This is a genomic window from Actinoplanes hulinensis (assembly GCF_019429605.1).
Lineage (GTDB): Bacteria > Actinomycetota > Actinomycetes > Mycobacteriales > Micromonosporaceae > Actinoplanes > Actinoplanes campanulatus.
In genome coordinates, this window is sequence record NZ_JAHXZI010000019.1 from 203,038 (window position 1) to 216,294 (window position 13,257).

Here is a 13,257-nt window from a genome sequence, read left to right on the forward strand (position 1 = left end):
CGCCACTCATCCCTGGTTCCCCAACGCTGCGCCCTGCTGCTGCATGAACTGAACCGGATCGACCGCGCCGGCGCTGGACCGGTCATTGTTCAGATGGACCTCGAAGTGCAGGTGCGGCCCGGACGAGTTGCCACTGCTGCCCACCCGGCCGATCACCTCACCGGCCGTGACCTGCTGGTTCTCCCGTACGAACGGCCGTTGCACCATGTGACAGTAACGCGTCATCACGTTGCCCGCATGGATGATCTCGACCATCCACCCGCAGCCGCCCTTACCCGGATAGCCGTCCACATTGCAGGTCTTGCGACCTCTGAAGTCCTCGTCGCATTTGACGAGCGAGACCACCCCGCTGGCCGCTGCCTGGATCGGCTTGTATTTCTCCACGCTCAGGTCGACACCCTGATGGGTGGGCCGCTCCGGGCTACGGAAGGCGGACCCGACCGGCGCCTTGAGCGGAATGGTCCAGCCGGAGGCCGCGATCTGCCCGGCTGCCGCGCACTCCAGCGCGATCTGGTTGCCCACCGCGTTGGCGGCCCCGTCAGCCAGCATGTTGACGATCTGGGTGGCCAGTGGCTCATGCTTCGCGTAGGCGTCCGGGTAGGCGCTGATCTGGACCGCCTGCGCGGCCTCGGTCAGTGCCATGTTCTCCCAGCCCTGGATCGTCTTGAGCTTCTCGTAAAACTTCGTGCTGGCGTAGACGGGGTCCTGAACCTGCTGCGGCGTGCCCCAGCCGGTGCTGGGTCGCTGCTGGAAGAGGCCGAGAGAGTCGTGGTCGTTACGGGAACCGAGATTCCCGAGATTGGTCAGCCGGGACTCCTGCATGGCGGTCGCCACCGCGATCACCCAGGCCCTGGGCGGCAGCTGCATGTCGACGCCGACGTTGATGATGACGGCGGCGTTGCGGATCTGGGCAGCGCCGTAGGGCCGGATCCGCGGCAGCTTGGAATCCGGATCGACCGCGCCGCCCTTCCCGCAGCCCAGTGACGCGTTGAGGAACCGGTCGTTGTCGTTGTTGGTGAGTCCGTTCAGCAGCAGGACCGTGAGGGTGCCGCCACAGCACAGCAGCGCGAACGTGACGACCAGGGCGACGACGAGGACTGCCTTCCGGGGGCGACGGAACCTCACGCCGGTTCCCAGTCGATGCCGTCGACGAGCCAGTACCCCTCCGGTGCCACGAGCCGAAGACCGAGCTTGCCGGAATCCATCGTCACGGTCGCGTTGACCATGGTCTCGTTGACCGCCACCAGGGTTGGTCGCCCGATCACCCGATCAGCCGGAACGCTGGTCGGGTCGACGCCGCGCAGCTTGTCCGCGAGCGCCTTGGTCGCGTTCGGTTGCAGGCGGCTCATCCACTTCTTCGCGGTGATGTCCGAGTGGTTGACCCAGGCCGAGGCGAATGCGTACGCGACCGCCTCCGGCTGCGCCCGCCCAGGGCTGGTCTTCGGAGTCGGCGGCGGATCCGGGGAGACGACGCTGTCGTTGTCCGAGGGATTCACGCTGATCACCGGTGCAGGACTGCTGTTCCCGAGAGGAGGCGAGGCCTGCCCGTCGGAGAACAGCCGCCCGATGCCCACGACGGCCAGGATGATGGCGGCGACGACGATGCCGACCCCCCAACGGGATCTGAAGATCCCGTTGAGGCCACGCTCGATCAACCGGGGCATCTGCTACCTCGCCTCGGAACGCACCCGCGGGCTGGCCGGCTCCTGACTGGTCGAGCCTGTCTCCGGCCGGTAGATCGCGTAAGAGGTGGGCCGTTCCGTGACGTCCGGCTCGGTCCAGTCGGAGTTGGCGCGGGTCCGGGGCCGGGTGGGCTGGGGTTGTGGTGCGGGCACCGCGGTCGGGCCGTCGTCCCGAACGGACTCGTTGCCGTCCGGACGGGTCGGAGCGCCGGCGGGAACGATCTCGGTGCTCTCGTTACGCGATGAATGCGCCGGATCTTCGAGTCGAGCCTCCGGGCGCAGGGTCCGTTGCTCGGCCGCAGCACCGCCTTTGCCGAATGTCGGCTCCCGGGTGCCACCACCCTCGGCGACTTCGAGCTTGGCCGCTTCCCGCATGTCACGGAAGAACCGGCGATGCCACGAACCGGCGGACGCGATGGCGGCCGTGCCGTCCTTCCCGCCGAGCTGAGTGATTCGCCGGTACGGCCGGAGAAGCAGCCAGCCGACGACGCCGCAAAGCCACACCAGGACGACTTGGAGCCAGCCGGGAAGACTTGCGGTGTTCATGATCAGATCGACCGCGAACAGATAGATGGCCGCGCCGGTGCCAAAGATTGCGATATTGAACAGAGCCGCCACGACGGCGTTGCCGAGACGGCGGATGCCGGCGCTCGCCGGTTGCAGGAGACCGATGGTTCCCAGAATCGGCGCGGCGATGACCGCCCATCGGAATACGAGGAAGCCGAGGAGCACCAGGAGAGACGCGGTCAGGTCGAACATGGCGAACATGACCGCGGCGAGAACGGCGATGAAACCGGCACCGATCCGGTCCATCCCGTTGATGCCCTGGAGGTACTGATAGGCCTCCGGGTCCTCCGCTTTGATCTGCTCGGCGACCTTCTGCCACTGCGTGTTCTTCTGCTTGATCAGGGCATCCCGTGTCTGGGGATTCTCGCGGAGCTTCTCCGCCTCCTGCCACGAGATCGACTTCGCGTCGTAGAGCGCGAGTCCGTACTTCTTGGCGGTTTCGCTGTCGGCCGAGCCGAGAAGTCCGCGCAGGTAATTCCGGTAGAGGATGGTCTCCGTGGCGGTGTCACTCGCCCGGACCGCCGGAGCCCGGTCGTCCTCGCACGCCCCCGGAGTGGGGTCGTCGCACAGCTCAGGCGGGACTTCGTGGGCACGAGGCCCCACGGCGTCGTGGACGACGCTGAGGCTGGTGATCAGACTCTGGTCCGCGATGGTCGCAGACCTGACCGGCCAGGCCGCGATAGCCGTGACGACCACCATGATCAGGATGGCCCAGCCCGCGGTCGTGGTCGCGGCGCCCAACTCCGCCTGCCGCGACCGCCAGAGCAGGTAGAGACCGACCACGGCGAGGGTCACCACCCCGAAGACGGTGAACACCTTCTCGTAGACCGCTCGCGTGGCCTGTTCCACCAGGGGATCGGCCCAGCCCCAGAGGGATTGCGGATCCCAGGCACGTTCCCTGAGCGCGTTGGAGGCGCCGATGATGGCCGTGGCGATCATGAATTCGCCGTTGGCGATCGTTGTCTCGACCTTGAAGTCGGGGTCGACTAACGTCGAGGCGCAGCCGCTGTCCAGGTCATAGGTTGTGTAGTTGTACCCGGCGTATCCGTACTTGCTGTAGAGCCCGTCGTAGCCGAGCCCATCCGAGGACGCGGGACGTTCCGCGAACCATCCAGCCAAGCCGGAATCCGGTGTGTTGGGCGTCGGGGCGGTGAGGCATTGAGCGCGGGCACTACTGACCTCGGCCAGGCGGCTCACACAGCCTTGGATGTTCTGCTGCCACTCCTCGACGCTGCAGGCGCCGCCCGGGACCTTCGTCGGCGGTGGTGCCGCACCCGCGCTGGTAGGCGCCGCGACCGCCCAAGCGATCGACGCCACCACCGTGACCAACAACGTGGTGAGGAACGCCAACCCCCGCCGTACCATCTCAAACCTCCAGGTCGGACGGGAGCGGCACAACCGTCGGCGGCGCCACGCCCGGAGTCGTATCCAGGTGTTCGAGCAGCCCGTCGACGTATGAGACGTCGACGCGCACTTTCTGGACCCGCCCGTCCACGTCCCGCATCACGAACTCACGGAATCCGAGTCGGTGCTGGGAGGACGTGTCGACCTGGGAGAGGGACGCGAGCGTCGCCTCGTACCCGTCGTGGACCGGCACCCGCAGGAGCCGGAGCGCCTCGGACGCGATCTCCTGGTCTTCGGCGATCCGGCCGACGAAGACGGTGGAGACCAGGTTCTGCACGTCGAGCCCGAGGATGTCGCGCGGGTTCTGGGACGCCACGAGGGCGGCCAGGTTCCATTTCCGGGAGTCGCGGGCGAGGCGGACCAGGAAGGACCGGCCGGAGCGCCAGCCTTCCATGAAGTGGGCCTCGTCCAGGCCGACCATCTTGCGGGAGGACATCGAGCCGCCGTAGCAGCGGCGGACGGCCAGCCGGTGTGCGGTGTGCAGCATCGGCAGGGCGAGTGACTCCTCCGCCGACCAGTACTCCCGCTCGATCTTGAGGTCGGGCAGTCGCAGGCCGGCCATGGTGATCACGGTGAGTGCCGCGTCGGCGCCGAGCAGGTGCTGTGGCGGGTGCCCGAAGAAGAGCAGCGCGAGCGGCATCTCGGCGGTGTCGAGGAGCAGGTTGGCGAGTTCCTTGCCCTCGTCGTCGTCGAGACCCTGGAGGGTACGCACGACGTCGTCCAGTGTGGAGGTCTCCTCGGCCGGCACCTGCCGCACCGCGTGGCGCAGCAGTGTGGCGGTGGAGGCCTCCTTGGCGACCTGTGGCGGCACCAGCATCGAGCAGATGTCCTGGACGAGCATGCGCCGCTCGGCCCGGGCGTTGGAGACGGCGATCTCGTACTCCCGGTCGCCGGCCGGCCCGGTCGCGAACTCGGACCGCACCGGGGTCGGGATGAGCGAGTACGGCGCCAGCGTCCCCTGTTCCGACCCGGTCAGGTTGAGCACCCGGCTGTACGGCCGCAGCTCCGGCATCTGGCACAACCGCGCGAGCGGCCCGGACGGGTCGAGCAGGGTGACCTGCACCCCACGGCGCGCGTTGAGGTAGCCGAGCGCGCCCATCAGGGTCGACTTGCCGCCACCGGGTTCGGCCACGAAGACGCCGAGCCCGGAGCGTTCCCGGACCTCCATGGGGAAGTGCAGGTCGAGGAAGACGGGCCGCCGGCAGGTCCCCGCGGTACGCCCGATCAGGTCGCCTCGCCGGTCACCGACCGTGGACGCCGCCTGCGGGAGGGCCGCGGCGAGCAGCTTGACCGGCATGCGGCGGACGTACCCGGTGTTGGCGATCGGCTCGCCGGGGATGAACTCGCGGGCCAGCTGGTCCTGGTTCTTCGGGTGCTGGAGCGAGATCCGCATTTCCCGGGAGTAGAGCTGGATCAGGCGCCGGGCGCGTTCCAGGCACTCCTCGCGGGTGGCGCCGCCGACCGCGATCCGGTGCCAGCCGTGGGCGCGGGCCGACTCGACCGGCAGGCCGGTGGTCATCTCGTCGCCGATCACGAGTGCCCGCTTGGCGAGGCGTTCCAGCTCGGGCGGGGCGTCGATGCCGTGTTCGGCGTAGTCGAGCTGCTGCGAGCGGATCATCCGGAGCCGGTGCTCGAGGTTCTTGAAGGAGCTGCCGGAGCCGAGGATGTCGATCCGTGAGGAGATCTCCATGGGCCAGGGCAGCCGCTCGTGGAAGTGCATCCACGGCTCGTGCTTCTCCGGGATCTCCAGCGGCTCCATCCGGCCGACGGAGAGTACGGCGACGTGCCGTTCCTCGCCGGACATCCGGTTGACCAGCTTGACCGTCGACCCGTACGGAGTCCGGTACCGCTCGACCTGTTCGGTGAGCGCCAGCAGATCGCCGGTCTCCCAGTGGCCGTTGGTGACCGGGGAGAGCAGCCCGGGCGGGGCCATGCACAGCGCTACCGATCGGTAGAGCAGCCACTCCAGCTCCTGCGGGGTGACCCGGCGCCCGCGCATGCCGAACGCGTTGAGCACCTCGTCGAACTGCTCGACGGTGCGGCCCAGCTTGCGCCGCTCGCCGTCGGAGGTGCCGCGGCCGAAGACGCGCAGGATCCGTTCGGAGAAGGTGTCGCCGAGCGACCGCCGCGCGAACGTCACCCCGAGGTATGTCTGCCCCTCGGCGTGGTTGATCGAGAGCAGGTGCCGCTGGGCCGCGACCAGATGATCCGACCAGGAGGTGCCGCCGTGCACGTCGGCGAGCGGCTTGGTGGTGAACGAGTCGACGGTGCGGGCCCACTCGTCGGCCGGGAAGGGCCGGGTGGTCCGGCGCAGGTGCAGGCGGAAGCCGGCGAGCCCGGCGTACTGCTCGGAGATGGCGCTGAGCAGGGCCTCGCGTTCGGCGTCCGGCCGGAACGCCCAGCGCACCTCGGGCAGCTGGTACCAGGCGGTGACGGTGCTCTGGGTGAACGTCAGGTGCCCGGCGATCTCGCTGATCGCCAGCTCGACGGACGGGTCACGGTCGTTGAACTTGAACTTCGGCGCCCGGACGGTCGCCGGCTTCGGCTCCCGGCGCTCCTTGCGCTCGGCGGGCGCCTTCTCCTCGCGGCGGGCCGGGGCCTTTTCCGGTACGGGCACCGGCAGCGGCACGGGGGAGATGGGAGCGGGCACGGCCGGCACCGGGGCCTGCCACACCGGAACCGGGTCGGCCGGCGGCGCGACGGCGGGTCCGACCGCGGCGGGCGGCGGCCAGTCCTCGAAGTCGGTCCACCCGTCGTCGTCCACCTCGGGAGCCGGGGCCCTGCCGTTCTCCTCGAAGAAGTCCGGCTCGGGCCCGACCGGCGCCCGGGTGAAGGGTGCCCCGTTCCACCCGCGCGAGGTCTCCATCGGCGACGGCGAGACCGGCGACGGCGAGACCGGCGACGGCGGGACCGGCGGCAGGGCGACCGGCGGCGGGGAGACCGGGGCCTGGGCGACCGGCGGCGGTGGGGCGACGGGCGGTGCGGCGAGGGGTGGCGGGAGCGAGATCGGGTGAGCTTCACCCGATCGGGGGCCCGGGGCGCCGCCGAAGAGGTCGAGGAAGGGGGAGTCGATGTCCAGGGTGCTGTCCACGCCGGACCCTCGCGGCCGGACGGGCTGCGGCGCCTGGAAGACGCCCACTCCACCGTGCCCGGGCGCGGCGACGAACTCGTCGGCATCGTCGACCGGGTCGGGTAAGGAGTAGTTGTCCGAACGCACACCGTTACTCTGCCTGCCCGGGGACGAGGCGTCCGCCCGGGGATGCCCGTGCGGATACGTTCCGGTCATGCGTGGACCTCGTGCGCGTGGATGAAGCGGCAACTGGTCATACCAACTCCTCCCGAACCCGGATGCGAGTGGCGACAAGTCTGGGGTCGCGCTGTTCCACGGCCGGCTCGCGGGTGCGGCGCCAGTCGGTGAGCGCGGTCTTGATGACGGCACGGGCCGGCCGGTCCGGGTCGACGTGCCGGAACACGTACGACGTGGTGACCATGGCGAGGGCGATCTCCCAGGCCGGGAACGGGTCGACCTCGAGCGTCATCAGGTAGTGCAGGAACATGAAGAGCGGTACCAGTACGACGAACATCCCGTACTGCGCATACGGCAGATGGACGGGCAGTGTGTAGCCGGGCGGGCCGAGATAGACCAGGCGCGCCCGGTAGATGTCGTCGTCGGTCCGGAGCCGCATCTCAGTTGAAGATCAGGTCGATGATCGACTCGCCGACGAAGAACAGCGTCGCTGCGCCGGCGATGAACGCCAGGCCCACGATCGCGATCGCCGAGCTGGTGAGCACTTTGGAGATCTCGCCCTTGCTGGCCCGGCCGATGAAGATCACGCCGAGGACCGCGAGCAGGATCGGTGCGATGTTGCTCGCGAAGAAGGTGACGATGCCTTCGGTGTTGATGTTGCCGGCTGGCTCGGCGGCCAGGATGGCGATCTCGGTGGCGATCATCGGTAAACCTCCCGGTGTCCGTGGGGGGTACGGACACACTGCAGTTGTGAAGCCGTACGGCAACGCCCATATGGTGCTACCTCTGACTCACCGCGTCGAGTGAGCCGTTCGGGCACTGCCATGCTCGTCTCTGCTCTCTTCGGTCACTTCATGATGCCCAGTTCCGAAGAGTACGGCCCGTACATGCGAGCAACAAGCGCCCGTTTCGTTACCCAAGGTGAAGGAGTGCGTGAATCCTCGCCACGTGCCATCGTACGCGTGTTCGAGTGACCACTGCCCCGTACTCTTCACCTGTGTCCACTTCGCCGACAGACGCGCAGCTCACGGGGTCTGAACTGCTTCGCCGGGATCACCCGGTCGTGATGGGTGTCCTCAACGTCACGCCGGACTCTTTCTCTGACGGTGGGAGATACACCGACCTCGACGCCGCGGTTCAACACGGCGTCACCCTTTTTTCCGAAGGCGCGCACGTCATCGACGTCGGCGGCGAGTCCACCCGGCCGGGCGCGGAGCGGGTGGACGCCGCCACCGAGATCACCCGAGTGGTTCCGGTGATCGAGGCGTTGTTCGCCCACGGCGTACCGGTCAGCATCGACACCACCCGCGCGGCGGTCGCCGAGGCGGCGCTCGCGGCCGGCGCCACCGTGATCAACGACGTCTCCGGTGGCCTCGCCGACCCCGCCATGGCGTCGGTCGCGGCGGCCGCAGGGTGCCCGTGGATCCTGATGCACTGGCGCGGTCACTCCCGCGAGATGCAGAGGCTCGCCGTCTACACGGACGTCGTCACCGAGGTCCGGGACGAGCTGCGGGCCCGCGCCGACGCGGCGATCACGGCCGGCGTCGACCCCGGCATGATCGTCCTCGATCCGGGTCTCGGCTTCGCGAAACTGCCCGAGCACAACTGGGCGCTCAGCGCCCGCCTCGACGTACTCATCGAACTGGGTTTCCCGGTCCTCTTCGCGGCCAGCCGCAAGACCTACCTGGGCCGGCTGCTCGCCGGGCCGGACGGCACGCCGCGGCCGGTGGACGGCCGCGAGGCGGCCACCCTCGCCACCTCTCTGCTGGCGGTCGCCGCCGGCGCCTGGGGTGTGCGGGTCCATGAGGTCCGCGCGACGGCCGACGCGCTCGCCGTCTGGCAGGCGACGGGCGCACCGGCGATCCGTGCCGAAGTGAAGGAGGGCCGATGACCGGCCGGATCACGCTGAGCGGCCTGCGGGCCCGCGGCAACCACGGGGTGTACGACTTCGAGCGCGCCGAGGGGCAGGACTTCGTGGTCGACGTGACCCTGGAGATCGACCTGGGCCCGGCCGCCCGCAGTGACGACGTGACCGACACCGTCCACTACGGCGAGCTGGCCACCGCCCTGGTCGGGGTGCTCACCGGCGAGCCGGTCAACCTGCTGGAGCGGCTCGCCGACCGGCTCCTCGACGTGTGCCTCGCCGACCCTCGGGTGGAGTCCGCCGAGGTGACCGTGCACAAGCCGCAGGCGCCGATCCCGCACGAGTTCGCCGACGTGGCGGTCACCCTGCGCCGGGACCGCCCGTGACGAGTGCGGTGCTGTCCATCGGCGGGAACCTGGGCGACCGGCTCACCCACCTGCGGGCCGCCGTGGCGCTGCTCGGCGACAGCGTCACCGCGGTCTCCGGGATCTACCAGACACCTCCGTGGGGAGACAGCGCGCAGCCGCCGTACCTCAATGCCGTCGTCCTGGTGAAGGATCCGGGCGCGACCCCGCGCGACTGGCTGGACCGGGCACACGCTTGCGAGACGGCCGAAGGCCGGGTCCGTGACCCGGGGCGACGGTTCGGGCCACGGACGCTGGATGTCGACGTCATCGCCGTCCGGCGTGACGACGGCACCCCGGTCGTCGACGACGATCCCGTCCTCACGCTGCCGCACCCGCGCGCCCACCTGCGGGCCTTCGTGCTGGTGCCGTGGCTCGCCGTTGATCCGGAGGCCGAGCTGCCGGGGCACGGCCCGGTCGCCGCGCTGCTGGACACGCCCGAGGTGGCGGCCGACCTCGCCGGTGTCACAGCCCGTCCGGAACTGTCGTTAGAGTCGATGGAGTGAGCGTCAACCCGGGCAACGACCCTTCGCGCCGGACCGATCCCTCGCTCCGGCCGACCAGAGCGTCGGCGCTGATCGTGGCCGCTCTGGCGGCCGCGGCGGTGGGCTGGCTGCTGATCTCCACGAACGACCTCTTCTACTACATCTCCCCGCTGCCGTGGACCGGCGCGGGCGTGCTCGGGGTGCTCGCCATCGCCGAGGCCTATCTCGCGCAGAACACCAGCGCCCGGATCCAGCGGAAGCCGGGCGCGCCGCCGGTCCAGCCGCTGGCCGTGGCGCGATATGCCGCTCTCGCCAAGGCGTCCTCACTGGTCGGCGCCCTGTCCGCCGGGTTCACCGCGGGCCTGCTGATCTGGCTGCTGCTGGAGCCGACCGACGAGGCCGGGTCGAGCGTGCCCACCGCGGCCACCACCCTGGCCGCCGCGATCGCCCTGATCGCCGCGGCGCTCTGGCTGGAACGCGCCTGCCGGGTCCCGGACCGCCCGGACCGCGAGGACGACGAAGCCGACCGCCGCTGACCAGCCGTTGATGATCTTCGACGAAAGATGGCCTCTGAACTGAGGCCATCTCGTTTCCGTATGCTTTGCGGCGGGCGGCACACAGCCGGAGTAGCGTGCGCCTCGAACCGCTCGTGGAGGCGTAAGGAGGCGCGGACCATGGCGTACGACGACACCACCTTCCGCCGGCCCGGTGACGAGAAGACCGAGAGCGACCCGGCCGCCTACCGGCGCCGGGTGCAGTACGACGACACCGCCGGCACCACCCTGGACCAGTCCCTGCGGAGCCCGGTGACCACCACCGGCGCGCTCCCGGCCGTGGCCGACGACGGCCGCGACCGGCTCGGCATCCACCTCGGCTGGGAGGTCATGCTGCTGGTCGCCGCGGGCGTCCTCGGCTTCCTGCTGCGCCGGGAGGACGTGGCCGCCCTCCAGCGGCCGGCCCTCGACGCGCTGCTGGTCACCGGCGCCGCGATCGGCCTGCTCACGCTGGGCGCCGGGCTCACCCTGCGGGCCGGCGTGCCGAACCTGGCCCTCGGGCCGATCGCCCTGGCCGCCGCCCTCCAGTACGCCGAGAACGGCGACCAGGGCGTGGTCAAGGCGCTCGTCCCGGCACTGATCATCGCGGCCGCCGGCGCCCTGGCGATCGCCGCTCTCGTGGTCGTGCTGCACGTCCCCGGCTGGGCCGCCACCCTGGCCGCCGGGCTCGGCGTCATCGTCTACATCCAGATGCGGCCCGGCCCGGTCGTCGTGCAGGGCGACTGGGACCCGACCGGCAAGGCGTTCCTGTTCTTCGGCGGGTTCGCGCTGCTCGCGGTGCTGGGCGGGGCGCTCGGCGCGATCGGTCCGGTGCGCCGCTTCGTCGGCCGGATGCGCCCGGTCGGCGACCCGGCCCGCCGCCGTGGTGCGGCCGCCGCCGTCCCCGCCGTACTCGCGCTGGTCGTCTCGTCGGTCTTCGCGGTCGGCGCCGGGGTGCTGTTCGCCGCCCAGGCGGACCGCCCGATCGAGCCGGAGACCGGCATCGAGTGGACCGGCATCGCGCTCGGCCTGGCCATGCTCGCCGGCACCAGCGCCTACGGCCGTCGCGGCGGCATCTTCGGCACCCTGTTCGCGGTGACCGCCCTGACCCTCTTCCTGGAGTACTCGGACCGCCTCGACCTCGAGATCGCCCTGTTCGCGATCGCCGCGGCGGTCTTCACGGCGGGCCTGATCGTGACCCGGTTCGTCGAGTCGTACGGCGCCGCCTACCAGCCGGCGGCCACCGAGGAGTGGAACGCCGCGGCGTCCAACGGCACGTGGTCGCCCACTCTGCCGGAGACGTGGAACTCGCCGGCCACCCCGGCGCCGCGCAGTGACCGTTGGGGATGACGGCCGGTGGGGTGCCACCTGCTGACCTATGCTTTCGGACATGACCTCGCAAAGCTTCGCGGAGCTGGACGCCCTGCCCACCGAGGTCCTGCGTGTGCAGGCGTTCGCACGGGCGCGGGAGAAACACGACATCGCCTTCTTCTGGGCGGTGCTGCGGCACCTGCCGGACGCGGCCGACGCCGCCTCGCTGGACGGGGCGCCCAACTCGATCGGTCCCACGGTCGACGAGGCGGTCGCCCTGTGGCGCGAGTTCGACGGCCGCGATCTCGGGGAGCAGGAGCCACTGCTGCGGGCGGCGTTCATCGACTACCTCAGCAAACAGTGACCGTCATCGTTTGAAAATCATGCCCCCGTGGGAATTCGCGGGGGCATGGCTCTCGGTAACCGGTACAAGACCGCACCCGGTGCGGGCACTCTTGCCGCACTCATACTCGTCCTGGTCTTCGGCAGTCCGTGGTATGCGGACTGGGCCCAGGAGAACACGTCCCCCGACACCGCGGGCGGCTGGTGGCTGCGGCTGCTGGCCTGGCCGCACTGGAGTTTCGACACCGACGACTCGTTGCGTGACGTGATCGTCGGCGACCTCAAGGCGATCCTGGTGGTCGTGCTGACCGCGCTCTTCCTCTACCTGCTGCCCGGTTCGCAGCTGGCCCGGGCGCGCGGCACGATCAGTCAGTTCTTCGCCGGCTGGGCCGCGTACATCTTCGCGGGCGGATTCGCCGCCCTGCTGGCCACCCTGTTCCTCAGCAACCCGTCCCTGCTCGGCGCGTTCAACGCGGCCGGCTCGGGCGCCCAGTACGGCCTGTTCATCGGCTGGATCGTCGGCCTCGCCTCGCTCGGCGGCTGGCGCGGCACCCGCTGATTCCGGCGACCGGTTCCGTGGCCTCGCCGAAGGGTGAGGCCACGGCCGGTTCATGCCGTCCCGGGACGGATGGTTTTGTCACGGGCGCACTCTCGGTAACATCTCCGGCCATGCCGGAACGGGAGACCCAAGGACACAGCGCACGGCTGCTCCGTGGCCTCGTCTGGGCGGGGGTCGTCCTCGCCCCGATGGCGGCCGCCGTCGTGCTGATCGGCGGCAACTCGAACTCGGTCCGGTTCGCGATCCTGCTGATCGCGGTCAGCGTCGTGCTGATCGGCGCGTCGGTGCTGGTCCGCAGCGATCCGGTGCTCCTCCGGATGGACATCGAGGATCGGGTCGCCCAGGAGGTCGAGGCCCTGCGGCGGGAGTTGCGCGCCGAGTTCGCCCAGGCCGCTCCGGCGCCGGCCGAGCCGCGACCGCCGCTGCCCATGCGCAATTCCGGAGGGCGGGCGCAGGTCGCCGCGCCGCCGGAGCCCGACTACGGGCACCGGCCGCAGTTCGTGCACCAGCCCGGCTACGAGCCCCAACCGGAGTTCGCGCACGCGGATCTCGTCCCGCAGCCGGTCTCGCCCGGCGCCTACGACGGCTATGACCAGGGCGGTTACGACCAGCCCGGTTATGACGACCAGGCCGGCTACGACCAGACCGGTTACGACCAGACCGGGTACGAGGACTACCAGCCGGACTTCGCGCCGCAACCGACCAACGGCCGCGCCTCGGTGCCCGGCATCGTCCATCCGGTCTCACCCGCCCGCAGCAGCGCCCCCGCCGGCCGGGCGAGCGCCGCGGTCCCGCCGCCGCCCGCCACGGGAGCCGCCCGGGTCGCCGCGGCCGCCGTCCCGATGCCCGGCACCGCGCC

The 13,257-nt window shown here is 70.4% G+C and carries 13 protein-coding genes and 1 pseudogene; 8 read left to right on the top strand and 6 right to left on the bottom strand.

Going from position 1 to position 13,257, the window contains the following annotated elements:
• Positions 1–6: 6 nt before the first annotated feature.
• Genes KZ829_RS32230 through KZ829_RS32255 form a run of 6 tightly spaced genes read right to left on the bottom strand, consistent with a single transcriptional unit; the run spans position 7 to position 7,604 of the window.
• Positions 7–1,125: a M23 family metallopeptidase gene (locus KZ829_RS32230; RefSeq protein WP_220147611.1), complete on the bottom strand. Its 1,119-nt coding sequence runs from the start codon at positions 1,123–1,125 to the stop codon at positions 7–9.
• Positions 1,122–1,664 carry a hypothetical protein gene (locus KZ829_RS32235; protein ID WP_220147612.1) on the bottom strand — a complete coding sequence of 181 codons (543 nt, stop codon included), beginning with the start codon at positions 1,662–1,664 and terminating at the stop codon, positions 1,122–1,124. The genes KZ829_RS32230 and KZ829_RS32235 overlap by 4 nt, the downstream gene beginning before the upstream one ends.
• 3 nt (positions 1,665–1,667) lie before the next feature.
• Positions 1,668–3,614: a DMT family transporter gene (locus KZ829_RS32240; protein ID WP_220147629.1), complete on the bottom strand. Its 1,947-nt coding sequence runs from the start codon at positions 3,612–3,614 to the stop codon at positions 1,668–1,670.
• 1 nt (position 3,615) lies between these two features.
• Complete coding sequence (locus tag KZ829_RS32245) at positions 3,616–6,939, bottom strand: ATP-binding protein (RefSeq protein WP_220147613.1); 3,324 nt, start codon at positions 6,937–6,939, stop codon at positions 3,616–3,618.
• A gap of 37 nt (positions 6,940–6,976) precedes the next feature.
• A complete protein-coding gene (locus KZ829_RS32250) occupies positions 6,977–7,339 on the bottom strand; it encodes a hypothetical protein (RefSeq protein ID WP_183224379.1) in 363 nt (120 codons plus the stop codon).
• A gap of 1 nt (position 7,340) precedes the next feature.
• Positions 7,341–7,604: a hypothetical protein gene (locus tag KZ829_RS32255; protein WP_183224381.1), complete on the bottom strand. Its 264-nt coding sequence runs from the start codon at positions 7,602–7,604 to the stop codon at positions 7,341–7,343.
• Positions 7,605–7,966: 362 nt separating this feature from the next.
• Between KZ829_RS32255 and folP the strand changes: the two genes are divergently transcribed.
• From folP to KZ829_RS32295, 8 genes and pseudogenes are all read left to right on the top strand, one after another.
• On the top strand, positions 7,967–8,791 hold the full coding sequence (folP, locus tag KZ829_RS32260) for a dihydropteroate synthase (RefSeq protein WP_220147630.1): 825 nt from the start codon (positions 7,967–7,969) through the stop codon (positions 8,789–8,791).
• Positions 8,788–9,150: a dihydroneopterin aldolase gene (gene folB, locus KZ829_RS32265; protein ID WP_220147614.1), complete on the top strand. Its 363-nt coding sequence runs from the start codon at positions 8,788–8,790 to the stop codon at positions 9,148–9,150. The genes folP and folB overlap by 4 nt, the downstream gene beginning before the upstream one ends.
• Positions 9,147–9,674, top strand: coding sequence for a 2-amino-4-hydroxy-6-hydroxymethyldihydropteridine diphosphokinase (folK, locus tag KZ829_RS32270; protein ID WP_220147615.1), 528 nt, complete (start codon positions 9,147–9,149; stop codon positions 9,672–9,674). The genes folB and folK overlap by 4 nt, the downstream gene beginning before the upstream one ends.
• Complete coding sequence (locus tag KZ829_RS32275) at positions 9,671–10,189, top strand: DUF3180 domain-containing protein (protein WP_220147616.1); 519 nt, start codon at positions 9,671–9,673, stop codon at positions 10,187–10,189. Before folK ends, KZ829_RS32275 begins: the two co-directional genes overlap by 4 nt.
• A gap of 138 nt (positions 10,190–10,327) precedes the next feature.
• Positions 10,328–11,536 carry an ABC transporter permease gene (locus tag KZ829_RS32280; protein WP_246636601.1) on the top strand — a complete coding sequence of 403 codons (1,209 nt, stop codon included), beginning with the start codon at positions 10,328–10,330 and terminating at the stop codon, positions 11,534–11,536.
• Positions 11,537–11,576: 40 nt separating this feature from the next.
• Entirely contained in the window at positions 11,577–11,861 is a 285-nt protein-coding gene (locus KZ829_RS32285) for a hypothetical protein (RefSeq protein ID WP_229795114.1), read from the top strand.
• A 45-nt stretch (positions 11,862–11,906) separates the two neighbouring features.
• Positions 11,907–12,398, top strand: coding sequence for a hypothetical protein (locus KZ829_RS32290; RefSeq protein WP_220147631.1), 492 nt, complete (start codon positions 11,907–11,909; stop codon positions 12,396–12,398).
• 110 nt (positions 12,399–12,508) lie between these two features.
• A pseudogene (locus tag KZ829_RS32295) lies at positions 12,509–13,257 on the top strand (hypothetical protein); the annotation flags it as partial.

Bases quoted from the DNA above. Each gene is read 5' to 3' on its own strand.
- KZ829_RS32285 (WP_229795114.1), top strand. From the start codon at position 11,577: ATGACCTCGCAAAGCTTCGCGGAGCTGGACGCCCTGCCCACCGAGGTC.
- KZ829_RS32235 (WP_220147612.1), bottom strand. From the start codon at position 1,664: ATGCCCCGGTTGATCGAGCGTGGCCTCAACGGGATCTTCAGATCCCGT.
- folP (WP_220147630.1), top strand. From the start codon at position 7,967: ATGGGTGTCCTCAACGTCACGCCGGACTCTTTCTCTGACGGTGGGAGA.
- folB (WP_220147614.1), top strand. From the start codon at position 8,788: ATGACCGGCCGGATCACGCTGAGCGGCCTGCGGGCCCGCGGCAACCAC.
- KZ829_RS32290 (WP_220147631.1), top strand. From the start codon at position 11,907: ATGGCTCTCGGTAACCGGTACAAGACCGCACCCGGTGCGGGCACTCTT.
- KZ829_RS32240 (WP_220147629.1), bottom strand. From the start codon at position 3,614: ATGGTACGGCGGGGGTTGGCGTTCCTCACCACGTTGTTGGTCACGGTG.
- KZ829_RS32245 (WP_220147613.1), bottom strand. From the start codon at position 6,939: ATGACCGGAACGTATCCGCACGGGCATCCCCGGGCGGACGCCTCGTCC.
- KZ829_RS32250 (WP_183224379.1), bottom strand. From the start codon at position 7,339: ATGCGGCTCCGGACCGACGACGACATCTACCGGGCGCGCCTGGTCTAT.
- KZ829_RS32255 (WP_183224381.1), bottom strand. From the start codon at position 7,604: ATGATCGCCACCGAGATCGCCATCCTGGCCGCCGAGCCAGCCGGCAAC.
- KZ829_RS32280 (WP_246636601.1), top strand. From the start codon at position 10,328: ATGGCGTACGACGACACCACCTTCCGCCGGCCCGGTGACGAGAAGACC.